25 protein-coding genes are annotated in these 26,655 nt (G+C 40.1%); 20 read left to right on the plus strand and 5 right to left on the minus strand.

All coding sequences use genetic code 11. From position 1 onward, the window contains the following. The first annotated feature begins 10 nt into the window (after positions 1-10). The 3 genes from queA (at position 11) to U735_RS0104190 (ending at position 3,343) form a co-directional block, all read left to right on the plus strand. Positions 11-1,060: a tRNA preQ1(34) S-adenosylmethionine ribosyltransferase-isomerase QueA gene (gene queA / locus U735_RS0104180; RefSeq protein WP_031442620.1), complete on the plus strand. Its 1,050-nt coding sequence runs from the start codon at positions 11-13 to the stop codon at positions 1,058-1,060. 89 nt (positions 1,061-1,149) lie between these two features. After that, complete coding sequence (gene rlmN, locus U735_RS0104185; protein ID WP_031442621.1) at positions 1,150-2,196, plus strand: 23S rRNA (adenine(2503)-C(2))-methyltransferase RlmN; 1,047 nt, start codon at positions 1,150-1,152, stop codon at positions 2,194-2,196. Positions 2,197-2,365: 169 nt separating this feature from the next. Next, positions 2,366-3,343, plus strand: coding sequence for a polyprenyl synthetase family protein (locus tag U735_RS0104190; protein ID WP_031442622.1), 978 nt, complete (start codon positions 2,366-2,368; stop codon positions 3,341-3,343). A 70-nt stretch (positions 3,344-3,413) separates the two neighbouring features. Here U735_RS0104190 and U735_RS0104195 read toward each other — a convergent pair whose 3' ends face one another. Then, the gene (locus U735_RS0104195; protein WP_031442623.1) at positions 3,414-3,680 is read right to left on the minus strand and encodes a zinc-ribbon domain-containing protein; all 267 of its coding nucleotides are present in this window, start codon (positions 3,678-3,680) and stop codon (positions 3,414-3,416) included. A gap of 123 nt (positions 3,681-3,803) precedes the next feature. On the opposite strand from U735_RS0104195, the gene dnaG reads away from it, so the two are divergent. Beyond that, positions 3,804-5,783, plus strand: coding sequence for a DNA primase (gene dnaG, locus U735_RS0104200; protein WP_031442624.1), 1,980 nt, complete (start codon positions 3,804-3,806; stop codon positions 5,781-5,783). Positions 5,784-5,868: 85 nt separating this feature from the next. Here dnaG and U735_RS0104205 read toward each other — a convergent pair whose 3' ends face one another. Both U735_RS0104205 and nadE read right to left on the minus strand, forming a co-directional pair. Continuing rightward, positions 5,869-6,498: a response regulator gene (locus U735_RS0104205; RefSeq protein WP_031442625.1), complete on the minus strand. Its 630-nt coding sequence runs from the start codon at positions 6,496-6,498 to the stop codon at positions 5,869-5,871. A 169-nt stretch (positions 6,499-6,667) separates the two neighbouring features. Next, a complete protein-coding gene (gene nadE / locus U735_RS0104210) occupies positions 6,668-7,456 on the minus strand; it encodes an NAD(+) synthase (RefSeq protein ID WP_031442626.1) in 789 nt (262 codons plus the stop codon). Between the two features lie 93 nt (positions 7,457-7,549). On the opposite strand from nadE, the gene gldB reads away from it, so the two are divergent. The 3 genes from gldB to U735_RS0104225 all read left to right on the plus strand — a co-directional run bounded on the left by gldB (position 7,550) and on the right by U735_RS0104225 (position 9,362). Beyond that, a complete protein-coding gene (gene gldB, locus U735_RS0104215) occupies positions 7,550-8,515 on the plus strand; it encodes a gliding motility lipoprotein GldB (RefSeq protein ID WP_031442627.1) in 966 nt (321 codons plus the stop codon). A 28-nt stretch (positions 8,516-8,543) separates the two neighbouring features. Further along, complete coding sequence (gldC, locus tag U735_RS0104220) at positions 8,544-8,879, plus strand: gliding motility protein GldC (RefSeq protein ID WP_031442628.1); 336 nt, start codon at positions 8,544-8,546, stop codon at positions 8,877-8,879. Positions 8,880-9,011: 132 nt separating this feature from the next. Beyond that, a complete protein-coding gene (locus U735_RS0104225) occupies positions 9,012-9,362 on the plus strand; it encodes a GTPase (RefSeq protein WP_232233169.1) in 351 nt (116 codons plus the stop codon). A 29-nt stretch (positions 9,363-9,391) separates the two neighbouring features. Here U735_RS0104225 and yihA read toward each other — a convergent pair whose 3' ends face one another. Together yihA and U735_RS0104235 are read right to left on the minus strand one after the other, a co-directional pair. Continuing rightward, positions 9,392-10,006: a ribosome biogenesis GTP-binding protein YihA/YsxC gene (gene yihA / locus U735_RS0104230; RefSeq protein ID WP_031442630.1), complete on the minus strand. Its 615-nt coding sequence runs from the start codon at positions 10,004-10,006 to the stop codon at positions 9,392-9,394. A gap of 36 nt (positions 10,007-10,042) precedes the next feature. Continuing rightward, positions 10,043-10,807, minus strand: a complete 765-nt coding sequence (locus U735_RS0104235; protein WP_031442631.1) for an alpha/beta fold hydrolase — start codon at positions 10,805-10,807, stop codon at positions 10,043-10,045. 265 nt (positions 10,808-11,072) lie between these two features. Between U735_RS0104235 and mraZ the strand changes: the two genes are divergently transcribed. The 13 genes from mraZ (at position 11,073) to ftsZ (ending at position 26,593) form a co-directional block, all read left to right on the plus strand. Continuing rightward, positions 11,073-11,537, plus strand: a complete 465-nt coding sequence (gene mraZ, locus U735_RS0104240; RefSeq protein ID WP_031442632.1) for a division/cell wall cluster transcriptional repressor MraZ — start codon at positions 11,073-11,075, stop codon at positions 11,535-11,537. Further along, positions 11,524-12,420, plus strand: coding sequence for a 16S rRNA (cytosine(1402)-N(4))-methyltransferase RsmH (gene rsmH, locus U735_RS0104245; RefSeq protein WP_031442633.1), 897 nt, complete (start codon positions 11,524-11,526; stop codon positions 12,418-12,420). Before mraZ ends, rsmH begins: the two co-directional genes overlap by 14 nt. A gap of 95 nt (positions 12,421-12,515) precedes the next feature. Then, complete coding sequence (locus U735_RS0104250; protein WP_031442634.1) at positions 12,516-12,836, plus strand: FtsL-like putative cell division protein; 321 nt, start codon at positions 12,516-12,518, stop codon at positions 12,834-12,836. 2 nt (positions 12,837-12,838) lie between these two features. Beyond that, positions 12,839-14,845 carry a penicillin-binding protein gene (locus tag U735_RS0104255; protein WP_031442635.1) on the plus strand — a complete coding sequence of 669 codons (2,007 nt, stop codon included), beginning with the start codon at positions 12,839-12,841 and terminating at the stop codon, positions 14,843-14,845. After that, positions 14,842-16,305: a UDP-N-acetylmuramoyl-L-alanyl-D-glutamate--2,6-diaminopimelate ligase gene (locus U735_RS0104260; RefSeq protein ID WP_031442636.1), complete on the plus strand. Its 1,464-nt coding sequence runs from the start codon at positions 14,842-14,844 to the stop codon at positions 16,303-16,305. Before U735_RS0104255 ends, U735_RS0104260 begins: the two co-directional genes overlap by 4 nt. Before the next feature lie 52 nt (positions 16,306-16,357). Then, entirely contained in the window at positions 16,358-17,581 is a 1,224-nt protein-coding gene (gene mraY, locus U735_RS0104265; RefSeq protein WP_031442637.1) for a phospho-N-acetylmuramoyl-pentapeptide-transferase, read from the plus strand. Between the two features lies 1 nt (position 17,582). Next, positions 17,583-18,917, plus strand: coding sequence for a UDP-N-acetylmuramoyl-L-alanine--D-glutamate ligase (gene murD, locus U735_RS0104270; RefSeq protein WP_031442638.1), 1,335 nt, complete (start codon positions 17,583-17,585; stop codon positions 18,915-18,917). A 24-nt stretch (positions 18,918-18,941) separates the two neighbouring features. Continuing rightward, on the plus strand, positions 18,942-20,114 hold the full coding sequence (locus U735_RS0104275) for an FtsW/RodA/SpoVE family cell cycle protein (protein ID WP_031442639.1): 1,173 nt from the start codon (positions 18,942-18,944) through the stop codon (positions 20,112-20,114). After that, on the plus strand, positions 20,101-21,195 hold the full coding sequence (gene murG, locus U735_RS0104280) for an undecaprenyldiphospho-muramoylpentapeptide beta-N-acetylglucosaminyltransferase (RefSeq protein ID WP_031442640.1): 1,095 nt from the start codon (positions 20,101-20,103) through the stop codon (positions 21,193-21,195). Before U735_RS0104275 ends, murG begins: the two co-directional genes overlap by 14 nt. Before the next feature lie 4 nt (positions 21,196-21,199). Beyond that, entirely contained in the window at positions 21,200-22,561 is a 1,362-nt protein-coding gene (gene murC, locus U735_RS0104285; RefSeq protein ID WP_031442641.1) for a UDP-N-acetylmuramate--L-alanine ligase, read from the plus strand. A gap of 10 nt (positions 22,562-22,571) precedes the next feature. Then, positions 22,572-23,291, plus strand: a complete 720-nt coding sequence (locus tag U735_RS0104290; RefSeq protein WP_031442642.1) for a cell division protein FtsQ/DivIB — start codon at positions 22,572-22,574, stop codon at positions 23,289-23,291. Between the two features lie 3 nt (positions 23,292-23,294). Next, positions 23,295-24,623, plus strand: coding sequence for a cell division protein FtsA (gene ftsA / locus U735_RS0104295; RefSeq protein WP_031442643.1), 1,329 nt, complete (start codon positions 23,295-23,297; stop codon positions 24,621-24,623). A gap of 44 nt (positions 24,624-24,667) precedes the next feature. After that, positions 24,668-26,593, plus strand: coding sequence for a cell division protein FtsZ (gene ftsZ / locus U735_RS0104300; RefSeq protein ID WP_031442644.1), 1,926 nt, complete (start codon positions 24,668-24,670; stop codon positions 26,591-26,593). Positions 26,594-26,655: the final 62 nt, after the last annotated feature.

The raw sequence follows: 26,655 nt of genomic DNA on the forward strand, positions 1-26,655 counted from the left end.
AATATACTAAATGAAATTATCGCACTTCAATTTTGAACTTCCAAATGAATTATTGGCAGAGTATCCGGCAGAGAACAGGGATGAGTCCAAATTAATGGTAATTCATAGGGATACAGGTAAAATAGAGCACAAAATGTTCAAGGATCTTATTGACTATTTTGATGAGGGCGATGTAATGGTGCTTAACAATACCAAAGTTTTTCCTGCTAGATTATATGGTAATAAGGAAAAGACAGGTGCTAGAATCGAGGTATTTTTATTACGGGAATTAAACGAGGAACAACGTCTTTGGGATGTGTTGGTAGATCCGGCACGTAAAATAAGAATTGGGAACAAGCTTTATTTTGGTGATGATGAGACTCTAGTGGCCGAGGTAATAGACAATACTACCTCTAGGGGAAGAACATTGAGGTTCCTTTATGATGGTTCATATACCGATTTTAGAAGAAAATTAAAGGAACTGGGTGAAACTCCTTTGCCCAAATATATTAAGCGAAAGGTAGAGGCCGAAGACGAAAAAAGATATCAAACTATTTATGCAAAGCATGAAGGTGCAGTTGCAGCGCCTACTGCTGGTCTGCATTTTTCCAAACATTTGTTGAAAAGATTGGAAATAAAGGGAATCGACTTTGCTGAGGTTACCCTGCATGTAGGTCTTGGGACTTTTAATCCTGTGGAAGTAGAGGATCTTTCCAAACACAAGATGGATAGTGAGGAATTGATCATAGATGAAAAGGCAACTGAAATTGTGAATTCCGCCAAACTTAAGAAGCGTAGGATATGTGCTGTAGGTACAACCGCTATGAGAGCTTTGGAAAGTGCGGTGTCTTCTCAGCAGACGCTAAATACCTTTGATGGTTGGACAAACAAGTTTGTTTTTCCTCCTTACGATTTTAGTATAGCCAATGCCATGGTGACCAATTTTCATTTGCCCAAATCTACTCTCTTGATGATGGTTTCGGCTTTTATGGGACACGATTTGATGAAAAAGGCATATAAAGAGGCAATATTGGAAGGGTATAAGTTTTATTCTTACGGGGATGCAATGTTGATTATATAGGTGTCCAAAAATAATACTAAGATCCCGTCAGTATCGCAGATAATTGTGGATTGACGGGATTTTTTTATAGAATCATTTATCTTTAGGAAGTGGAAGTTGCAAAAAATAAGAAGGATATAAGGGCATATACCAAAGATCAACTTAGGTCGTTCTTTGAATCCCAGGGAGACAAGGCCTTTAGGGGCAACCAGGTCTATGAATGGCTATGGCAAAAATCGGCCCATACCTTTGAGGATATGACCAATATTTCCAAAGAAACCAGGCAGATGTTGGAGGATAATTTTGTGATCAACCACATTAAGGTGGATCAAATGCAACGAAGTAGTGACGGAACCATTAAAAATGCAGTTCGCCTACACGATGATCTCATAGTGGAATCTGTGTTAATTCCTACCAAGACCAGAACAACCGCCTGTGTGTCCAGTCAAGTGGGCTGCAGTTTGGATTGTAAATTTTGTGCTACTGCCCGACTAAAGCGGATGAGAAATCTTAACCCGGACGAGATTTATGACCAGGTAGTGGCCATTGATAATGAGAGCAGGTTATATTTTGATCGTCCTTTGAGCAATATTGTTTTTATGGGTATGGGAGAGCCCTTGATGAATTATAACAATGTACTTAAGGCAATTGATAAGATAACCTCTCCTGAAGGATTGGGGATGTCTCCCAAGCGCATTACCGTGTCTACTTCAGGTGTTCCAAAAATGATACGTAAAATGGCGGACGAGGAAGTGAAATTTAAATTGGCTGTTTCCTTGCATTCTGCCATAGATGAAATAAGGACTTCCATAATGCCCTTTAACGCAACTTTTACCTTGGCCGACCTAAGGGAGGCACTTGAATATTGGTACCAAAAGACAAAAAGTAGAATAACCTATGAATATGTGGTTTGGGAAGGTATTAACAACACCCAAAGGGATGCCAATGCCTTGGTGGATTTCTGCAGGTTTGCCCCCTCCAAGGTTAACCTTATAGAGTACAACCCTATAGACGATGGGGATTTTCAACAGGCAAATAATACTGCCATTGAAATGTATGTCAGAACTTTGGAGCAAAATGGCATAACGGTTACCGTAAGACGTTCCAGGGGCAAGGATATTGATGCGGCCTGTGGGCAGTTGGCCAATAAATCTTAGAGAATCCTGGTCCGAGGCAAGGCAACTTTTACTCGTGTCAATCCCTTATGCAAATTCGCTGAAATCTATAATTTAGGGTTACATTACCATTGTTGGCTGTTAATTACTATGTTTTTTTACCTAATTTTACGCAACTGAACTAGCAATCCAAAACAGCTTAAATAATCCCTTGAAAATTGTATCCCAAATAAAGGAACCGATTAATCAGGAAATGGAACTTTTTGAAAAAAAGTTTTATGAATCCATGTCTTCCAAGGTTGCCTTATTAAATAGGATTACTTACTATATCGTTAACAGAAAAGGGAAGCAGATGCGCCCAATGTTCGTCTTTCTTACGGCGAAAATGTTAAACAATGGTGAGGTAAACGAAAGGACCTATAGGGGTGCATCGGTCATTGAGCTCATACATACGGCCACCTTGGTACATGACGATGTGGTAGACGATAGCAACAAACGCCGTGGCTTCTTTTCTGTAAATGCTTTATGGAAGAATAAAATTGCTGTATTGGTTGGGGATTATCTTCTTTCCAAAGGCCTTCTGCTGTCTATAGATAATGGTGATTTTGATCTACTTAAAATTATTTCTGTCGCTGTACGTGAAATGAGTGAGGGAGAATTGCTGCAAATTGAGAAGGCAAGGCGTTTGGACATTACCGAGGAGGTATATTATGAAATTATAAGGCAGAAGACAGCAACCTTGATCGCTGCTTGCTGTAGTCTGGGGGCCTGTTCTGTAAAGCCGGATTCTCCGGATGTGGAAACTTTTAGGAAATTTGGGGAGCTCATAGGTATGGCCTTTCAAATCAAGGATGATCTGTTCGATTACGGGGAGGAAAGAATTGGCAAGCCTACGGGTATCGACATCAAGGAACAAAAAATGACCCTGCCCTTGATATATGTTCTTAATAAATGTTCCAAGACGGAAAAAAAATGGTTGATCAATTCCATTAAGAATCACAACAAGGATAAAAAACGGGTCAAGGAAGTCATTGCTTTTGTAAAAGCGAACGGTGGTCTTGAATATGCCGTAAAAAAAATGCTGGCCTACAAGGAAGAAGCCTTGGCCTTATTGGATGCCTATCCAGATTCTGAATATAAAAGTTCGCTTAAACTTATGGTGAACTATGTGGTAGACCGTAAAAAGTAAGTCTTTAACTCTGTAATCAGTATGAAATCGGTTTCCGACCACACTTTGGTTTGTGATAATTGAATTAATATTAGTTGGTTTGTTCCAGGCTCTTTCCGGTATCTATACCGCGTTGCATTTCTTCGGTAAATTCATCCTGGTAATAAGTTCTTTTGCAATGGGAACAGCTTATGGAGGAAAAGGAGCCCACTCTAAAAAGGGAAATCCAGAAAAGGTGAAAATGGGTGGTACTTGTTACTGCTGTTAAGGTGTCCTTATTGCCGCAGTAGGGACAGGCCACATTTTGAAGCAATTTTGAAGTTGTTTTTCCGGGTTTGGTTCCTAGAAATAATATCATTTCCTATTGGTTTATTCTTCTAAATGGAAATCGCAATTTAGCAATATTTCTTTTACAAGCATGGTTTTCCTTTTTACAACAGACCTTAAAGTACTATCTTTAACCTTCTAAAAAATGTAAAGATTGATTTCAAAAACCACTATAGATAAAGTATATGAATCAGCCCGTTTGGAGGAGGTCATAGGGGATTTTGTGCAATTAAAGAAATCGGGCTCCAACTTTAAGGGGCTAAGTCCTTTTACCGATGAGCGTAGCCCTAGCTTCATGGTCTCGCCGGTAAAACAGATATGGAAGGATTTTAGTAGTGGTAAGGGAGGGAATGTTGTAGCTTTTTTGATGGAGCACGAACATTTTTCCTATCCTGAGGCTATTAAATATTTGGCCAGAAAGTACAATATTGAAATTGAGGAAACAGAGCTGAGCAACGAACAGAAAGAACAGACCAATGAACGGGAAAGTATGTATCTGGTTTCTGAATTTGCCCAGAAATATTTCTCGGAGGTCTTATGGGAAAGGGAGCAGGGCAAGGCCATTGGTCTAAGTTATTTTAAGGAACGTGGCTTTACGGATGATACCATCAAGAAGTTTGATCTGGGCTATTGTTTGGATCAGTGGGACGGTTTTACCAAAGCAGCCCTCAACAAGGGGTATCAATTAAATTATTTGGAGAAAACGGGCCTTACTATTGTCAAGGACGATGCGGCCGACAAGGATAACAAAAAGACCTTTGATAGGTTTAAAGGGCGAGTTATGTTTCCTATACACAGCATGAGTGGTAGGGTGCTTGGTTTTGGGGGCAGGATATTGACGAATGATAAAAAGGCGGCCAAATACTTAAATTCCCCGGAAAGTGATATTTACCACAAAAGCAAGGTGCTATATGGCATCTACCATGCAAAGCAGGCTATTGCCAAGGAAGACAACTGTTACTTGGTAGAAGGGTATACGGATGTTATTCAGATGTACCAAAGGGGTATTCACAATGTAGTTTCTTCCAGTGGTACGGCTTTGACTTCAGATCAGATCAGATTGATCAATAGGCTCACCAAGAATATAACCGTTTTGTTCGATGGCGATGCGGCTGGATTACGGGCTTCGCTTAGGGGAATAGACCTTATTCTGGAACAGGGGATGAACGTTAAAGTATGTACCTTTCCGGAAGGGGAAGACCCTGATAGTTTTTCCAAGAACAATGACTATGAGGATGTGGTGCTATACCTACAGGAGAATTCCAAGGACTTTATTCAGTTCAAAGCTTCTTTGTTGGTAGAGGAAGCAGCCAACGACCCTATCAAAAGAGCGGATACGGTTAGGGATATTGTTAATAGTATTTCTAAAATTCCAGATAGGATACAGAAGGAAATCTATATACAGGAGTGTGCACAGATTATGAATATTTCCGAGGCGGTTTTGTTCAATACCTTGGCGCAGATTGGGAAAAAGGATGTATCGGATGCCAATAAAAAGATAAAACAGGAGCAGCAGGCCTTTGATGTGGTCAAGAACGAACCATTAAGACAGAAGGTAGATGTGCAATACGAGCTAGAGCGTAAGATTATAGAGGTGTTGCTGCTTTATGGGGATATGGAACAACAATTCGAGGATTTGGTTTTAAAGGAAAATGAAAAGGGCGACTTGGAACTGGAGCCGGAATCTCTGGAGGCCAAAGTTTACGAAAAGATATATCTCGATTTACAGGACGATGAAATTGAGCTTGCCAATGAGCAGTTCAGAAATATTTATTATAGATTGATGGAAGACCTTAATGAGAAGGAAATTTTTTCCATTACCAACTTTATTGCAAATTTGGACCAAGAACTGGCATCGGAAATTTCTTCAATTTTAATGGAAGAAGAAAAGTACGTTCTGCATCGCTGGGAAGAAAAGGATATATATCCGAAAGATAAAAAAGTAGGGATTTCCCAATTGGTAAGCGAAACCATTTTAACGTTGAGATGCTACTTGATTAAAAAGAGGATAGGTTCCCTTCAGGAGAACACCTTAAATAAACAGGAAGGAAATATGGAAACCTTGGAAGAGATTATGAATTATATACAACTCAATGTATTGTTGAACAAAAAGCTCAACAGGGTTCTTTCTTAGGATTTCGGAATAGAGTGGATAAAAAAAGACTGAAGTCCTATTTATTAGGAAATCAGTCTTTTTTATTCTTGATTGGTTATTATATCTAGTACAGTTCCAAAGCTTTGGCCTGCTGTAATAAATCCACTAGGTTGTCAACATTTAGTTTACGCATTAAGCGCGCCTTATAGGTGCTGACCGTTTTTTCGTTTAGATCCAAGCCTTGTGCTACTTCTTTGTTTCGCTTACCACTGGCCAAGAGCTTAAGGACTTCTACCTCCCTTGTGGAAAGTTTTCTAAAGAACCTTCTTGGTTTTTGTGTGCCTTCATCAAAAGCAAGGCGTTGTGCCAATTCGTTGGTAATAAACATATTGCCCTCGCTAACTTTTCGTATAGCGCTTATTATGTAATCTATTTCCGATGTTTTGGATAAGTAGCCAAAAGCTCCTGCACGGATAGTACTTAGGGCATAAACATCTTCAGACTGACCGCTATAGATCAAAACCCGTATATTGGGGTATTCCTTTTTTATTTTTCTAAGGGTTGCAATGCCATTAATTTCGGGGATGTCCATTTCCAGAAGAATTACGTCCGGGGTAAAAAGTTCCAGTTTGTTGAATAATTCCGTGGTGGTAGATGCATCGGCGATAACTTGAATATCGGAAACCGAATCCAAGACTTGTTTTACGCCCATCCGTACTATAGGATGATTATCAGCAATTAAAATTTTGATCATTTTAGGTTATTTTTCTAGATTTCAACATCAATAATCATGTCTAAAAATACTGACATGCAATGTAGGGTTAAAATATCTAATTCGATAAGCAAAGCTTCACTTTTTTATCCAAAACGGAAAATTTTCACATGTTTTTTCGATTTAATCACTTGGTTCTTAGGTGAGAGGTTCATTTTAACGAATTTGGTATTTCACAAACAGGAATTGGAACCATCTTATGTCTGTTTGCGCGGTTAAATCTTTTGTATATCTGAAAAACCTCTTTTTGCCTATCAGAAAAATCCGTCTCCGCTTTTCCTTCTTCGTCCATTTGCATGGCCCATTCCAATTCTGGATAGGATGCTCCTATTTGGTCTTCGTCCGTTCTGTCGTCGCCCCATAGTCCATCGGTGGGTGCGGCCTTAATAATGTCCTCGTTAACGCCAAGGACCTTGGCAATTTCGTAGACTTCGGTTTTTAGTAGATCGGCAATCGGACTTAAGTCTACACCGCCATCTCCATATTTGGTGTAGAAGCCTACGCCGAAATCTTCCACCTTGTTCCCGGTACCAGCTACCAGCAGTTTGTTTAGGGCAGCAAAGTAATATAAGGTGGTCATTCTTAATCTGGCCCTGGTATTGGCCAAGGACATAAACCTATCCTCTTCATTGTCAACGGCGGGCAATGCATCTACCAAACTATCAAAAGTGGGTGTAAGGTTTACCTGTAGTCTTTCAACATTGTTATAGTTCTTTTTTAGCCATTTTATATGTTCGGATGCACGGGTAACTTGGCTTTCGGCCTGGTGTATGGGCATTTCCAAACATAAAAGTTGTAGTCCTGTTCTCGCGCATAGGGTAGAGGTTACCGCGGAATCTATACCTCCGGAAATTCCGATTACAAATCCCTTTATATTTGCGTTGTTGGCATATTCCTGTAACCATGTTACAATGTGGTCTATAACTTTTTCGGTCTGCATATGAACAATTTATAAGGTTTAAAAACTTAACTTTGCACCGTAAAAATAAAGCCTAGAGTTTAATATTTAAAACATTAACCGAATTACTTTAGAATGCGAAAGGCCATATTCCTTGTTTTAATCCCAATTATTATTTTTTGCAGTTGTGATCGCAGCGATAAATTGGCCGATGAGGTCTCTAAAATAAACGTAGATTTAAAGGTTTACAGATTTGATAGGGAGTTTGCAGAAGCTAAACCTTTGGATATTCCTATTCTAAAAGAAAAGTACCCCTATCTTTTCCCTGCCAATTATCCGGATAGCATTTGGGTGGCCAAATTACAGGATACCCTACAAGTAGAAGTTATGGATGAAGTAGGAAAATCTTTCCCCGACTTTGAAAGTGAAAAGGAAGATATGGAGTGGTTGTTTAAGTATATAAAATATTATTTTCCTAATTATACAATACCAAAGGTTGTTACGGTTACCTCGGAGGTAGATTATAATAATAGAATTATTCTAACGGATAGCTTGCTTCTTGTTGGTCTTGATAACTACTTAGGAAGTTCCCATAAATTTTATCAAGGTATTTCCAAATATATCGCTAACGATTTGGATAAACAATACATGACCCGCGACGTGGCAAGTGCATTTGCCAAAGCTGTTGTGGCACCACCGCGCGACCGTACTTTTTTATCGCAACTTGTTTATTACGGTAAAGAACTGTATTTAATGCAGCAGCTTATGCCCCAAAAAAATGAAGCTGTTATTATAGGCTATACACCGGATGAGTTGGATTGGGCAGCAGTGAACGAAGAGCAGGTTTGGCGCTATTTTATTGAACGCGAATTGTTGTACAGCACCAATAGTAAATTGGGACCAAGATTTTTGGATCCAGCTCCTTTTTCCAAGTTTGAATTGGAATTGGACAACGAGTCACCTGGTAAAATAGGGCGATATTTAGGTTGGCAAATAGTCAAGGCCTTTATGGATAACAATAATATTACTTTACAGGAAATGTTGACCCTACCTGAGGAAGAACTTTTCAAAAGGTCGGGGTATAAGCCAAGAAAGCTGTAAGAGTTAATACAAATCAAAAAACAAAGCAATGGCAAAACTACATACATCAGAAATTACGTTACGAGTTGGATTGGACGAAAATAGGGTCCCTGAAGAGCTATGGTGGTCCGCCCAGGATGGGGGTATAGACAATGAAAAAGCCAAGGCAATGCTATTGTCCGTATGGGATAGTAAGAACCAGGAATCTTTAAAGATTGATCTATGGACCAAGGATATGCCGGTAGATGAAATGAAAGTTTTTTTTCATCAAACCCTGGTTTCCTTGTCCGACACTTTTATGAAGGCTACCCAGGATGAAAAAATGACGGCAACCATGAAGGATTTTTGCGATTATTTTGCAGAAAAATTGGAGTTAAAAAAATAGGCACCGATCAAGTTTCTTGCCTGTATCTTGGTTTTAGAGCTATTCCTTTAAGTAGTTTCGGTGTTTACCGACTAAATTGCTGATAGAGATTCTTAATTTGTAATGATGGATGGTACCCTAACAAAGCCTCTTGTGTTTGTATACAATGCCAATTCCGGCTTGGGTAATGCCCTTTTGGACAGTATACATAAAATCTTGGACCCCAACACTTACAATTGTAACCTATGTGCCATAACCTTTGGCTTTTTTTCTGAACATAAGAAATGGAAGGAGTTTAGGAAAGGATCTGGTCTGGAAATGGAATTTCTACATCTGGACGAGTTTAAAAAGCGCTATCCTAACGAAAAACAGGATAGGGAGTCCTTTCCACAGGTCTTCATTTTAAAAGAGGGTAAGCTTCAAGTGTTTCTCCGCAAAGGAGAGATAAATGACATGAAAAGTCAAGAAGATCTAATTTTGGCCATACGGGCAAAGTTATCCTAGATCAAATTTCTGGTAATCAGAAAGTTACTTTAGGTCAATGCCTTGAAGAAATTGGTGTTTAATTCGTCAATAAAGCTTAGTAATTCTTCTTGACCCATACCGTTGGTAGAGGAGGTAACGAAATAATTGGGAGCCTCTTCCCAAACTCCTTCCAATAATTCCTTGATATAGGCATTGACATGGTTTTCTATGGCTTTAGGTTTCAATTTATCCGCTTTGGTGAAAATCATGCAGAACGGAATCTGGTTTTCTCCCATCCATTCCAAAAATTCCATGTCCACTTTTTGAGGTTCATGTCTTATATCGATCAAAATAAATGCACATACCAATTGCTGGCGCTCTATAAAGTAGTCGGTGATATATTTTTGAAAGGTTTTTTTATCTTTTTTGGATACACGGGCATAACCATAACCGGGTAGATCTACCAAAAACCAGTTTTCGTTTATTTTAAAGTGATTTATAAGTTGTGTCTTTCCTGGCCTACCAGATGTTTTGGCCAAACTTTTTCTTTGGGTGAGCATGTTGATCAAGGAGGACTTTCCTACATTGGAGCGACCAATAAATGCGTATTCCGGCAAATGTTCCTTAGGGCAATTTGCTACGTTGGAATTACTCATAACAAAGTCGGCCGACTTAATTTTCATTTGTTCGCTTTTAGAGGTTTATAACTTAACTCTAGTTTAGAAATTTCTTTTTTCCAGCCAGGCGTCAAGTACAGTGTTAAATTCCTGTGGATGTTCCATCATTGGGGCATGCCCGCACTTTTCGATCCAGTATAGATCGGAATCAGGAAGTAGTTCATGGAATTCTTCTGCCACATTGGGAGGGGTAACACTGTCATTTTTGCCCCATATGATACAGGTAGGGGTCAACATATGTGGTAAATCTTTGGACATGTTGTGTCTAATGGCACTTTTTGCGATGGCCAGAGTTTTTACCAGTTTAATTCGGTCGTTTACCGTAGCAAAGACTTCGTCTACAATTTCCTTGGTGGCAACTTCGGGATCATAAAATACGTCTTGAGCTTTTTTCTTTATAAATTCATAGTCGCCACGCTTGGGATAACCATCACCCATTGCGCTTTCATAAAGTCCGGAACTACCTGTAATTACAAGCGCCTTTACCTTTTTTGGGTATAACTTGGTATGCAGTAGGCCAATATGTCCGCCAAGTGAATTGCCTAGAAGAATTACATCTTTAAGATCCTTGTGTTCTATAAATCCTTCCAAAAATTTAGCAAAGCTCTTTACATTGGTCTTGAGCAATGGCATATCGTATATAGGAAGCTCGGGTACCAATACCTTGTAACCTTTAGGTGGAAAATGATTCATAACCCCATGAAAATTACTCAAACCACCCATAAGACCGTGTAGTATTATAATAGGTGTTCCTTCACCCATTTCAATATATCGGTATTTTCCCTCTTTAATTATCTTTTTTTCCATTAAGGACAGCTTCTAATCTTAGTTGGCAAATATAGGCATTTCATTATTATGCAAGTATAGACAAGTTTTTGGAACGGTGATATTTAATGATAATTTTTTGTTGAAAGATTTTTTGTTGCATTGGTCCGGTGAAATTTTTGAGACGCATTTGAGGTGTCGTTTGTCGATAAAGTAGGCAATTTATTAACAAAGTGGTATTTTGTGGTAAATTGTGGTAATAATTTCTATATATTTGAGTTATTAAATTAAAAACCAGCTACTTTAAGTGATTAATTTCATTGGAACATATGATTGTAAGGCCGATTCTAAGGGAAGGGTAATGCTTCCTGTGGCGCTTAAAAATCAAATGTCTCCCGTAATAAATGATGGTTTTGTGGTTAAACGTTCTGTTTTTCAACCCTGTTTGGAACTGTATCCTATGGCGGAGTGGAATCTGTTGATGCAGAAAATGAACAAAAAGAACCGATTCAAGAAAAAGAACAACGATTTCATAAGAAGATTTTCTGCAGGAGTAAAGGTGGTGGAAATAGATGCTACCGGTAGGTTGTTGATTCCAAAAAATTTGGTGGATGTGGCAGGGATTACTAAAGAGGTGGTGTTGAGTTCGGCAATTAACATTGTTGAAATTTGGGATAAGGACAACTATGAAAAGGTTTTGGAGGAAACGGCCGAGGACTTTGCAAGTTTGGCCGAGGAAGTAATGGGAGATGACGACGATGACTTATCATAATCCGGTATTGCTGACAGAGTCTATTGAGGGGCTCAATATAAAACCCGATGGGGTTTATGTGGACGTAACATTTGGTGGCGGAGGACATTCCAGGGAGATATTGAAAAGGCTGGGAGAGAATGGAAGGCTGTTGGCCTTTGATCAGGACGAGGATGCTTTGCCCAATGCTATTGATGATGATCGATTTCAGTTGATCAATGAAAACTTTAGGTATATAAAACAATTTTTGAAGTTCTATGGCATAAGGAAGGTGGACGGGATTTTGGCCGATTTTGGAGTTTCATCCCATCAATTCGATCAGGCCGAGAGGGGGTTTTCTACCCGTTTTGATGCTGATCTGGATATGAGAATGAGCAAAAAGAATCAGATTTCAGCCTTTGATGTGGTAAATGTGTACGACTATGATGAGTTGAGGAGGGTGCTTTTTCAATATGGTGACCTGAGGAACGCGAATGCCATGGCAAAAACCATTGTAGAGCAGCGGGAAAACGCACCAATAAAAACAACCGATCAGTTGAAGGAGGTCCTTGGCCAGTATCTGCCGAAACATAGGGAGCATAAGATTTTGGCTCAGATCTACCAAGCTATAAGGATAGAGGTGAACCAAGAAATACAAGTGATAAAGGAGTTTTTGTTGCAGGTGCCTGAATTGTTGAATGATGGAGGTAGGCTTAGTGTTATAAGTTATCATTCCTTGGAAGACAGACTGGTTAAAAGGTTTATTAGGGCTGGCCAGTTTGAAGGAGAGCCGGAAAAGGATTTTTACGGGAACATAGAAGTTCCTATGAAAAAGGTTGGAGGTTTGGTGGTCCCTTCCAAGGAGGAAATAAAGTTGAACAATAGGGCAAGAAGTGCCAAGCTCAGGATAGCGGAGCGGGTTTAAGATTAAAAAACGCAAATATTGGACTGTCCTTAGTGGCGTCCATAGTAGTGCAAGAGTATTATATAATAAGGTATAAGTAGGGTAATTTTTAAGGAATGAGAAAAGGGATATTGGACATATTAAAAGGAAAGTTTTTGGTGAGTGGAGGCGCTCCCAAAAACTGGATGTTTATCATTTATGTTTCCTTTTTGGCAACGGTCATGATTGCCAGTTCCCATAGTGCTGATGGAAAAGTCCATAAAATTGCTGCCCTTGATGAACAGGTCAAGGAATTGAGGAGCGAGTTTGTAGACGTCCGTTCCGATATGCAGGAGTTAAAATTGGAGTCCACTGTATTGAGAATTTTGGAGCATGATGGTTTGTTTCCATCCGAAACTCCGCCAAAAAAAATAAAAGTTAAATCCGAAACCGAATAATAGTGCCTGTAACAGAAAAAAACATATTGACCAGATTATATATTGTGGCGGGATTCCTATTTCTGTTCGCAATTGCCGTTTTGGTCAAATTGGTCAGTATACAGATGGTGGAAGGCGACAAGTATCGGAAACTGGCCATGGACCGCACTGAAAAAATGTTCACCATTGCCCCTAAAAGAGGTAATCTATATTCGGATGACGGCAGTTTGTTGGCAACCTCGGTCTCTAGGTACACTATACGATTTGATGCTGAAACCGTTGGGAAAAGGGATTTTGAGGATAATGTAAAGCCTTTGTCCGAAGCCTTGGCGAAATTGTTGGGCAATTCGTCCTCCCACTATCAGCAATTGTTGAGAAAAGCAAAGGTGAATAAGAATCGATATGCCCTGATTGCTAGAAATTTGGATTATTCGGATTACGTTGCCGTAAAACAGTTTCCACTTTTTAACAAGGGGCCGTATAAAGGCGGTCTCATTATAGAGCAAAAAATTGTACGTGAACATCCCTTGGGGAAGATCGCAGAGCGTAGCGTTGGGTATGAAAGGGTTGATGAGGATGGATATTACACCAGGGTTGGGCTGGAAGGGGCTTTTGGTCAATATCTAAGGGGGGTGGAAGGTAAGAGGCTTAAACAAAAAATTGCCAAAGGGCAATGGAAGCCTATTGGTTGGGATAATATTGTTGAGCCCAAGGATGGTTATGATGTGGTTTCCACTATCGATATCAATATACAGGATATAGCGCATCATGCCTTGTTGGGTCAGTTGGAAAAATATAATGCGGAACATGGCTGCGTAATTGTAATGGAAACCAAGACCGGAGAGGTAAAGGCCATATCCAATTTGGGAAGGACCAGTGAAGGCAAGTATTATGAGCGACTTAATTATGCTATTGGGGAGTCTCATGAGCCTGGATCTACTTTTAAGCTAATGTCCATGGTCGTAGCCTTGGAAGATAAGGTGATAGATACCAATACCGTTATTGACACCGAAAAGGGCACGTTTAAAGTCTATAACAGAACGGTTAGGGATTCCAAGCACGGAGGTTACGGTAAAATAAGCGCCGCCAAGGCATTTGAGGTTTCCTCCAATACCGCTTTTGCCAAAATCATAAATAACAATTATAAGGACAATCCAGAAAAATTCGTCAACCGTCTCATGAACATGAACCTTCATAGGGAATTGGGATTGCCGGTTAATGGGGAGGGTACCCCGGTAATCCGTTATCCGGGGGATAAAGGTTGGTCCGGTGTATCCTTGGCATGGATGTCTCATGGGTATGAAGTTTCCCTAACACCATTGCAGACCCTAACTTTCTATAATGCCATTGCAAATGATGGGGAGATGTTGAAGCCTAGGCTTATAAAAGCGGTGAAGGAGTGGGATAAAACTATTTTAAAATTTGAAAAGGAGGTCATCAATCCGTCTATCTGTTCCAAGGAAACAGCGCACAAGGTGCAGCAATTGTTGAAAGATGTTGTGGAGAAAAAGCATGGTACCGGACATGGGCTGTATTCGCCCAATTTTTCTATGGCGGGAAAAACCGGGACCACACAAAAGAATTATGTTTCCAAGGATCCAGAGGTGATGAAGTACATTTCCACCTTTGCAGGTTATTTTCCTGCGGACGACCCAAAATATTCCTGTATTGTGGTAATTCATGAGCCAGATAAAAGCGTAGGCTATTATGGTGCCGATGTGTCGGGTCCTGTATTCAAATCGGTGGCCCAAAAGATTTATGCAAGTTCTCCTTTAGTGGATGAGGTGGATGTAAACGATGCCGAGACCAAGAACCTGGAGGAGGATTATCAAAGATATTTTGCTGCTTCCAATAAAAAATATAACGAAGTCCCTAATGTTGAGGGGATGAGTGGTATGGATGCGGTATCTATCCTCGAAAATTTAGGGATCCAAGTTGAGGTGAAGGGGAATGGAAAGGTTAAGAAGCAATCAATTGCAAAGGGAACAGATCTGAAAAAGGTTAATAAAATCATTTTGGTACTATCATGAAGACGCTAAAGGACATATTGTACGGTGTTGGCCTTTCTGCAGTTAGTGGATCTACATCCATTATGGTGAACCAGATATGCTTTGATTCCAGAAAGGTTGGAAAGGATGATGTTTTTGTGGCTATAAAAGGGCTTGTTGCTGATGGTCATCAGTTCATTGAAAAGGCCATTGCTTCGGGTGCAAAATCCATAGTCTGTGAAGAATTGCCTGTAAAGTTGGATACTGGAATAACCTATGTGGAGGTGGATAATGGCAATAAAGCTTTGGCCATTATGGCGTCCAACTATTATGATAATCCTTCCAAAAACCTAAGATTGGTGGGGGTAACTGGAACCAACGGCAAGACTACTGTTAGTAGTTTGCTTTATCAATTGTTTAAGAAAGCTGGTTATAAGGTGGGATTGATATCTACCATCAAGATAATGGTAGATAATAAAGAGTATGCTACAACCCATACTACTCCGGACGCCTTAACGATCAATAAGCACCTGCAATTAATGAATGATGAGGGGGTCGAGTATTGTTTTATGGAGGTCAGTTCCCATGGAATACATCAAAAAAGAACGGAAGGATTGGTGTTTGAAGGTGCTATTTTCACCAATCTGTCCCATGACCATTTGGATTACCACAAAACCTTTGCCGAGTATAGGGATACTAAGAAGAAGTTGTTCGATCAATTGTCCAAAAAGGCCTTTGCGCTTACCAATATCGATGATAAGAACGGCTTGGTAATGTTGCAGAACACAAATGCAAGAAAGTACACCTATGCCCTAAAATCCTATGCCAATTATAGGGCCCAAATATTGGAAAATCAATTTAATGGCCAGTTGTTAAAAGTCGATGACAATGAGGTTTGGTCTAAATTGATCGGGGATTTTAATGCCTATAATATGTTGGCAATTTACGCCACGGCGGATTTATTGGGATTGGAAAAACTTGAAATTCTTCGGCTACTAAGTGAGTTGGAAAATGTAGATGGAAGATTTCAACATTATATATCAAAAAAAAGAATTACAGCTATTGTTGATTATGCCCATACACCGGATGCCTTGAAAAATGTACTTGATACTATCAATACATTGAGGACTGGAAATGAAAATGTCATCACCGTCGTGGGGTGTGGTGGTGACAGAGATAAGTCTAAGCGTCCGGTTATGGGTCATATCGCAACAGCATTGAGCAATAAAGTCATTTTCACTTCGGACAACCCCAGGTCGGAGTCTCCCACAGTTATAATAGAGGAGATGGAAGCTGGTGTGGAACCGCAAAATGCCAACAAAACACTGTCTATCGTTAACCGTAAGCAGGCTATTAAAACAGCTTGTCAATTGGCCGTCGCCCATGATATTATTCTGGTTGCAGGCAAAGGCCACGAGACCTATCAGGAAACTAATGGTGTTAGGGAGGATTTCGATGATTATAAAATAGTGAAGGAATTGCTGGCCAACTTAAATAAATAGAATATTAGGCAGGCAAGATTAAAGTGAATAACAATAAACAATAAACCCAGGAATGCTATACTATTTGTTTGAATATTTGGAAAAACACTATCAACTGCCAGGGGCGGGGCTTTTCCAATTTATAACGTTTAGGGCGGCAATGGCGGTAATGCTTTCGTTGCTACTGGCTACGGTCTATGGGAAAAGAATTATTAATTATTTACGACATAAGCAGATTGGGGAAACTGTAAGGGACCTAGGTCTGGAAGGCCAAAAACAAAAAGCGGGTACTCCAACGATGGGCGGGTTGATCATTATTATGTCCACCTTGATCCCTGTTTTGTTGTTTGCGCGTTTCTTGGATAATATTTATGTGATCCTCTTGATAGTTACTACCGTTTGGATGGGGATCATAGGTTTTGTGGATGATTATATCAAAATTTTCAAAAAGGATAAAGAAGGATTAAAAGGAAGGTTCAAGGTAATCGGCCAGGTTGTTTTAGGTCTTATGGTGGGTGCTACTTTGTATTTTCATCCAGACGTAACCATGAAGGAACATTCCAGAACTGAAATTACTCAGGATTATACCGTACAGCAAGTGCCGGGCAAGGAGATTAAGTCAACTATGACCACCTTGCCATTTATCAAAAATAATGAGTTGGATTATGCTCGTTTTATTTCTTGGATGGGAGATGGGATGGAGAAATATGCTTGGTTGGTTTTTATTCCCATTATCATAATCATTGTCACGGCGGTCTCCAATGGTGCAAATCTTACCGATGGCATAGATGGATTGGCAGCAGGGACTTCTGCAATTATAGTATTTACATTGGGCATCTTTACCCTAGTTTCGGGTAACATCATCTTTTCCGATTATTTGGATATCATGTTTATTCCAAGGGTCGGGGAATTGGTAGTATTTATCGCGGCCTTTGTAGGGGCCTTGGTTGGATTTCTATGGTATAACGCCTATCCAGCCACCGTTTTTATGGGGGATACCGGTAGTTTGACCATTGGAGGAATAATTGCGGTTATAGCCATCATTATCCGAAAGGAACTATTAATACCCGTTTTGTGCGGAATTTTCTTTGCAGAGTCAATTTCCGTGATGTTGCAGGTGGGTTATTTCAAGTACACAAAAAAGAGATCTGGAGAGGGAAAAAGGATTTTTCTAATGGCACCTTTACATCATCATTATCAGAAAAAGGGGTACCACGAAAGTAAAATCGTGACCAGGTTCTGGGTTGTAGGAATTCTGTTGGCGGTAATTACCATTGTAACCTTAAAGGTGCGATAGAATGAAGCGTTTGGTTGTTTTGGGAGGCGGAGAAAGTGGTGTTGGAACGGCTATTTTGGGTAAAAAAGAAGGTTTTGAAGTTTTTGTCTCCGATAAGGGGATTATAAAAGAGGAATATAGAAAAGTTCTTGAACATTTTGAGATTGATTGGGAAGAACAACAACATTCTGAAGAAAAGATTTTGAATGCCGATCTGGTCATGAAAAGTCCCGGAATCCCTGATAAAGTTCCTTTGGTGGCAAAGCTCAAGGAAGTGGGGGTGCCTATTATTTCGGAAATCGAGTTTGCTTCAAGGTATACCAAGGCAACCATTATAGGGATTACCGGTAGCAACGGAAAGACCACCACGACTATGTTGACGAACCACATATTAAAAGAAGGTGGGTTGAACGTGGGAATGGCAGGGAATATTGGTGACAGTTATGCCAAAATGGTGGCAGAAAAAGACTTTGATTACTATGTACTGGAGATCAGTAGTTTTCAATTGGACGGGATAGTGGATTTTAAGCCGTATATAGCCATCCTTACCAATATAACTCCGGATCATTTGGATAGATATGAATACAAATTTGAAAATTATATAGCGTCCAAGTTTAGAATTGCAAAAAACCAGACGAAAGAGGATTATTTAATATATGATGCCGATGATGAAGTAATAGTACAGTGGTTGCAAAAGAACCCGGTCCAATCAAAATTATTGCCCTTTTCCATTAATAAGAAATTGGACGAAGGGGCATATTTAGAGAATGATAAAATAATTATTAAGACACATAATAACACTATAGAAATGAGTACAGACGCTTTGGCTTTGGAAGGAAAACACAATGTAAAGAATACCATGGCTGCCACTACGGCGGCTAAACTAATTAGTATTAGAAAGGAGACGATACGCAGAAGTATAGAAAACTTTCAGGGGGCGGAGCATAGGTTGGAAAAAGTACTTAAAATTCATCATGTACAGTATATCAACGATTCCAAGGCTACAAATGTAAATGCTACCTACTACGCATTGGATAGTATGAAAACGCCAACTGTGTGGATTGTTGGTGGGGTGGACAAAGGGAATGACTACAAGGAATTAATGCCTTTGGTGCGAGAAAAGGTAAAGGCGATTATATGTTTGGGAACTGATAATTCCAAAATCAAGGATGCCTTTGGCAATGTAGTGGACCTCGTAGTGGAAACATTTGCAATGGACGAGGCCGTAAAGGTGGCCTATAAGATAGCGGAACGGGGAGATACCGTATTGTTATCACCGGCATGTGCCAGTTTCGACTTGTTCAAGAATTATGAAGATAGGGGAAATCAGTTTAAGGAAGCAATAAAAAAATTATAAAGAGTGTTCGGATTTTTAAACAAAATGAATGGAGATAAAGCTATTTGGGCAGTGGTTGCCCTTTTGGCCTTATTTTCATTTTTGCCTGTTTATAGTGCCAGCAGTAACCTGGTTTACGTGGTGGGCAATGGAACCACAATTGGTTACCTGGTAAAACATGCTATACTTCTTTTAATGGGGTTTGGTATTATTTACGGCGTGCACCGCATCCCCACCCACTTTTTTAAAGGTCTGTCCTTGATTGCAATGCCGGTGGTATTGCTTTTGTTGCTTTATACACTCGCTCAAGGGCAGGTCATAGATGGGGCCAATGCCAGTAGATGGATTCGTATTCCTATTGTTGGTTTTACATTTCAGACGTCCAATCTGGCGGCGGTAGTGCTAATGATCTATGTGGCCAGGTACTTGACAAAAATAAAGGATAAGACTATAACCTTTAAAGAGAGTATTCTTCCCCTTTGGTTGCCGGTTTTTTTAGTGATAGTGCTCATACTACCTGCCAATTTTTCAACGGCTGCTATTATATTCTCTATGGTGTTGTTGCTATGTTTTATAGGGGGATATCCATTTAAGTACCTGTTGGGAATCGTTGGTGCGGGATTATTGAGCCTAACGCTATTTATTTTAACGGCCAAGGCAGTGCCGGATTTATTTCCGAATAGGGTGGATACTTGGATGAGTAGAATAGAAAGCTTTTCCAATCCTGAGGATACGGAGGCCGATTATCAAATTGAAAAGGCAAAAATAGCCATTGCAACAGGAGGATTAGTGGGCAATGGAGCGGGAAAGAGTGTAATGAAGAATTTTTTGCCACAAAGCTCCTCGGATTTTATTTACGCCATTATTGTTGAGGAGTACGGACTGCTGGGAGGTTTTGTATTAATGTTCTTCTATTTGTTGTTGCTTTTTAGGATCGTGGTAGTGGCCAATAGCAATGGAACTGTATTTGGAAAACTATTGGTTTTGGGAGTTGGACTTCCTATAGTATTTCAGGCATTGATCAATATGGCGGTGGCCGTGGAGCTTTTCCCTGTTACCGGTCAGACCTTGCCTTTGATTAGTAGTGGTGGAACCTCTAGTTGGATGACCTGTTTGGCCATAGGCATTATTTTGAGTGCAAGTAATAAGCATGTCCAATCCGAACCGGAGGAAATAGATGAGACCAACCCTTTAGAAGTGTTAAGTGGTCAGTTATAGATTTATATTATCGGGGGGAGGCACTGGGGGACATATTTATCCTGCCATTGCCATTGCAAATGAGTTGAAAGTTAGGTATCCCGATGCAGAATTTTTGTTCGTAGGGGCAAAAGATAGGATGGAAATGGAAAAAGTGCCCCAGGCAGGGTACAAAATTGAAGGTTTGTGGATAAGTGGGTTGCAAAGGAAGCTCACTTTTAAAAATTTAATGTTTCCTTTTAAAGTAATAAGTAGTTTGATAAAAGCAGCAAAAATAGTGCGGAATTTTAAACCTCATGCCGTTGTGGGTACCGGTGGCTTTGCCAGTGGTCCCCTCTTGAAGGTGGCATCGGGAAAGGGAATTGCATGTGTGTTGCAGGAACAGAACTCCTTTGCAGGGATCACCAATAAGTTATTGGCGAACAAAGTGGCCAAAATATGTGTGGCATATGATGGTATGGAGAAATTTTTTCCAAAAGATAAAATCATAAAGACGGGTAATCCTGTACGTGGGGATTTGGTCTCGATGGTTGAGAATAAAGAGGAGGCGTTGAGCTTCTTTGGCCTGCAGCCAGGTAAAACTACCTTGTTGGTCTTGGGTGGTAGTCTGGGGGCAAGACGTGTAAATATTCTTATAGAAAAGAATCTTCCTTTTTTTAAGGAGCAGGGAATTCAGGTAGTATGGCAAAGTGGCAAGCTCTATTATGAGGAGTATAAAAAATATGATAGTGGGGATGTAAAGGTAGTGGCATTTTTAAATAGGATGGATTTGGCTTATGGGGCTGCGGATATCATTATTTCCAGAGCAGGAGCAGGTTCGGTTTCTGAATTATGCATAGTTGGCAAGCCTGTAATTTTTATTCCCTCTCCAAACGTGGCGGAGGACCATCAAACTAAAAACGCCCAATCCTTGGTGGACAAGAATGCGGCTATAATGGTGAAAGAAACGGAATTGGATGAAAAGTTCGGAACAGTGTTTTCGGATTTGGTCAATAACGAGCCCTTGAGTAGAAAGTTGGGTGTCAATATCAAGAAATTGGCCATGCCCAATGCTACCAAAGAGATTGTAGATGAAATAGAAAAATTATTAGTGCAACAATAAGAAAATGGGTATAAAAGATATACATAACGTCTACTTTATAGGTATTGGAGGTATTGGTATGTCTGCCCTTGCGCGATATTTTAAATTTATAGGTAAGAATGTTGCGGGCTATGACAAGACCGAGACACCGCTTACAAAGGATTTGGTGGATTTGGGTATCCAAGTGCACTATAGCGATGATTTGGAATTGGTATCCAAGACGTACCTGGATCCTAACAATACCCTCGTTGTATATACTCCCGCTGTACCCAATGATCACGGGGAGTATAATTATTTTATGGCCCATGACTTTCAGGTGAAAAAGCGCTCCGAAGTATTGGGGTTGATTACAAAGGATACTTTTTGTTTCGCGGTTGCTGGGACCCATGGCAAGACGACCACTTCTTGTATACTGGCTCATTTATTGAAAGAGACCGGGACTCCGATTACGGCATTCCTAGGGGGGATTTCGGAAGATTTCAACAGTAATTTTTTATTGGAAGGTTCGGAATATTCTGTGGTAGAGGCAGATGAATTTGACCGTTCCTTTCTTCGGTTATCGCCTAATGTGGCCTGTATTACTTCTATGGATGCGGATCATTTGGATATTTATGGCAACAGTGAGGAACTACAAAAGTCGTTTAACGATTTTGTAAAGCGGATAAAGCCGAATGGTAAGCTGTTTGTTCGCAATGGTTTGCCTTTGGATGGTACCACCTATGGTATTGAGGATGGTTCCGATTATTGTATTAGGAATATTAAAATAGACCAGGGAAGCTATATTTTTGATTTGGACTCCCCGGAAGCCAATCTTAAATCGGTCAGGTTCAATAAACCGGGGAGGCATAACCTGCTCAATGGCTTGGTGGCGTATGCCATGGCCATTCAAGCCGGTTCATCTCCAACAAGTTTGGCGGGGGCTTTGGCCACTTTCAAAGGGGTGCAAAGACGTTTTTCCTACCAGATAAAGAATGCCAATTTTGTGTTTATAGACGATTATGCACATCACCCTACGGAAATAGATGCTGCATTCCAGGCAGTTTCCGAAATGCATCCCGGTAAAAATATATTGGCCGTTTTTCAGCCACATTTGTTTTCTAGAACGAGGGATTTTGTGGATGAATTTGCAAAAAGTCTGTCCAATTTTCCGAGTTTGTTACTGTTGGAAATTTACCCGGCCAGGGAAAAACCAATTGAAGGGGTTACCTCTCAATGGTTGTTGGATAAAATTACAAGCCCAAGGAAAAAATTAATTGAAAAGTCAGAGTTGATTTCAGAAATAATGGCCCAAAACCCCGATGTTTTAATAACCCTGGGGGCGGGAGATATTGGATTGGAAGTCCCAAAAATTAAAAAAGAGTTAAGTCTTGTCCATAAAAAACAATAAAAATATAAAAATGAAAATTAATTGGAATTTCATAAAATTCGGGGCCTTGTTGCTGGTAGTTACGGGTCTTTATGCATTTTCCAGTGCTAGGAACAAGCATAAAAAAATAGACAATATCGAAATTGAGTTTGTCGGGGATCAAAATCTTTACATGACCCAAGAGACGGTTAATAAATTGTTAATACAAAATTCCGGAGACCTTAGAAACCTGCCCAAAGAAGATATAGTTTTGAATACTATAGAAAAAGCTATCGAAGCTAATGAAATGGTGAAAAATGCCCAAGTTTACCTTACGGTAAACGGGGACCTAGTGGCTAAAGTCATACAGCGAAAACCAATCGGAAGAGTTGAGGGAGTTGCAAAGTTTTATATCGATGAGGATGGGAAACCTATGCCATTTTCCAAATATCATTCTGCGCGGGTACCTATAATTACAGGAATAGTAACCAATAAAAGTACGGAGGGAGTGTACGAGATTTTGACTTATGTAAATTCTGATGAATTCTTAAAAAAGAACATAATAGGAGTTCATATTACCGAGGAGCAAAAGTATCAGTTGAAGTTTAGGATGGAGAATTTTGTAGTGGATTTGGGTCATTTGGGAGAATTGGAGAAAAAGTTCAGCAATTTTAAAGCTTTTTATACCAAAGCAAATAAGGACAAAACGTTGAACGACTATAAGAGGGTGAGTTTAGAATTTAATAACCAAGTAGTGTGCACCAAAATTTAAGATATGGAACAAGGTAATTATTCAGTTGGGTTGGATATTGGAACCACCAAAATTGTAGCCATCATTGGTAAGGAAAATGAGTATGGCAAGATTGAAATCTTGGGTATTGGCAGATCTAAAAGTTTGGGAGTACACCGTGGAGTGGTCAATAATATTACGCAAACTATCAAGTCCATTCAACAAGCTGTTGAACTTGCCGAAGGTAATTCGGGGCTAAAGATCAGCTCGGTGGTAGTAGGTATTGCGGGACAGCATATTAGAAGTTTACAGCATAGCGATTATATAACTAGGGCGAAATCCGAAGAAGTTATCAATGAAGATGATGTGGAAAAGCTTTGTAATCAAGTTTATAAATTGGTTATGCTTCCTGGAGAGGAGATCATCCATGTCTTACCACAGGAATTTAAGGTAGACGGACAAGCGGAGATAAAGCAACCAATGGGGATGTACGGGGGAAGGCTCGAGGCCAATTTCCACGTAGTTGTAGGGCAGGTTTCTTCTATCCGTAATGTAGGAAGATGTATAAAGAGTGCCGGTCTGGATCTGGGAAATATAACCTTGGAACCCTTGGCATCGGCAAATGCAGTTTTAAGTCAGGAAGAAAAAGAGGCCGGTGTAGCGCTGATCGATATAGGTGGTGGTACCACGGATTTGGCCATTTTTAAGGATGGAATTATCCGCCATACCGCAGTAATACCTTTTGGAGGTAATGTAATTACCGAAGATATCAAGGAAGGTTGTTCCATTATTGAAAAACAGGCAGAGCTTCTAAAGATAAAGTTTGGTTCGGCTTGGCCGGGAGAAAACAAGGACAATGAAATTGTTTCCATCCCTGGGTTGAGAGGACGTGAACCCAAAGAAATCACCCTGAAAAACCTTTCCAAGATTATACATGCCAGAGTGGTGGAAATCGTGGAGCAGGTTTATGTGGAGATTAAAAATTATGGGCACGACGAGCAAAAGAAAAAATTGATTGCGGGAATTGTATTGACAGGAGGTGGAAGCCAGTTAAAGCATTTGAAGCAATTAGTAGAGTATATAACTGGAATGGACACTAGGATCGGCTACCCCAATGAGCATTTGGCGGGCGATTCCGATGAGGAAATAGCCAGTCCGTTATATGCAACTGCAGTGGGACTGTTGATGAATGCAGTTCAGAACAAGGCTAAAGTAAGGGAGGCTCGACAGGAAGCTGTAGAGAAAGAAGAGGATAATGGGGTTTTTACGGGCGAAGAGCATATCCAGACCAAAACGGCCCTAAAAAAGGAGCGTAAATCTATTTTTGATAAATGGTCCGAGAAATTGAAGGATTTCTTGGATAATGCGGAATAGATTATAAAATAAGAACAGTATAGTAAACCAGTAAAATAAAAAATATGAGCAAGAACACTGAATTTGAAAGTATATCCTTTGATTTGCCCAAAAATCAGAGTAACGTAATTAAAGTCATAGGTGTTGGTGGTGGCGGTAGCAACGCCATAAATCACATGTTCCAGGCCGGTATCAATGGTGTGGATTTTGTGATTTGCAATACCGATTCCCAAGCACTTCAAAATAGTCCCGTGCCCAATAAGATACAATTGGGGGTTTCGTTGACGGAAGGATTGGGCGCTGGTGCCAATCCTGAAGTAGGGGAGCAGGCCGCTATTGAAAGTATGGAAGAGATCAAGCAAATGCTTGATACTACCACAAAGATGATCTTTATTACTGCCGGTATGGGCGGGGGAACAGGTACTGGTGCTGCCCCTGTCATTGCTAAAATGGCAAAGGAAATGGATGTTCTTACGGTGGGGATCGTTACTATGCCTTTTCAATTTGAAGGTAAAATGCGTTGCCAACAGGCTCAGTTGGGAATAGAAAAATTACGTGCCAATGTAGACTCCTTGATTGTTATCAATAACAATAAATTAAGGGAGGTATATGGCAATTTGGGTTTCAAAGCTGGTTTTTCCAAAGCGGATGAAGTATTGGCTACTGCCGCTCGTGGTATTGCAGAAGTTATTACACATCACTATACTCAGAACATAGATTTACGTGACGCCAAGACTGTATTGAGCAGTAGTGGGACGGCTATAATGGGATCGGCCATATCTTCGGGTTCTTCAAGGGCACATGAGGCCATAATGAAGGCTTTGGATTCCCCCTTACTGAACGACAACAAGATTACTGGGGCAAAGAATGTACTGTTACTTATCGTTTCCGGTGCTCAGGAAATTACGATAGATGAAATAGGTGAGATTAATGACCATATTCAAAATGAGGCTGGTTTTGGGGCCAACATCATTATGGGGGTCGGTGAAGATGAGGGACTGGGCGAGGCAATCGCAGTTACGGTTATTGCCACGGGTTTTAATATAGATCAACAGGATGATATAGTAAATACGGAGTCCAAAAAAATCATTCATACGTTAGAAGATGAGCAACGCGCGGAGCATAACCTTACTCCAAAGAATGTTGTTCATCAGTTGGTCGAAGAAGAGGAAATTAAGATGACTCCGGTGAAGCGCAACCCCGTGCAGGAGGAGCCAAAAATGGATTTGATACCTACTACTAATTTCATCAGGAATTTTAATGTGTTCTATGAAGAAGTAGTTGCAGAAAATGTTCAGGACGATTTTATTATTATCAATGCTTCCGATGAGATCAAGGATATAGAAGTTGTTGATCCACGGGTAGTATCCAACAAGGTGGAGGAAGAAGATCAGTTCGAGTTCAGTTTTGATATGCCTTTGGCGAAAAAGCCTGTAGAAGAGGAAGAAGAGGCGCAACATATTATAACCTTCGATCTGGATGAAGAGGTAAGGGATTTTGAGGTGAAAGACCACGTAGAAGTAATTCCTGTCCTAGAGTACAACAAGAACGGTGAAAAGCGTTATAGTTTGGACGATTATATGGAGTTGGAAAAGAAACTTACCGGAGCCAAATCCAAGGCTGAGGAGTTTGAGCCCCGTATTGTTGAGGACGAATTGATATTTGAAAAGCGTACCATTGCAAAACAGGAATCGAACCCGCAGAGGGTGAATGTGGAGGACGAAGATCCCATTAATACCCCAATTGAAATCCTGTTAAAGGAACGCGCGGACGAACGCAGAAGGAAACTGAAGGACTTTAATTATAAATTCCAGAATAGCCTTAGTAATTTGGACGAAATATCCAAGCAACCGGCTTACAAAAGACAAGGGATAAACTTAAATGAGAACCCTAAGGAAAGCAAAGTTTCCAGAACAAGCTTAAGTGAGGATAGTAATGACGATATTCAATTGCGTTCCAACAACTCTTATTTACATGACAATGTAGATTAGTACTGTTCACGGAACTATAAATCCTAAAGTTTAGACCCGAAAATAGCTTTTATTTTCGGGTT

This window comes from Arenibacter algicola (genome assembly GCF_000733925.1).
GTDB lineage: Bacteria > Bacteroidota > Bacteroidia > Flavobacteriales > Flavobacteriaceae > Arenibacter > Arenibacter algicola.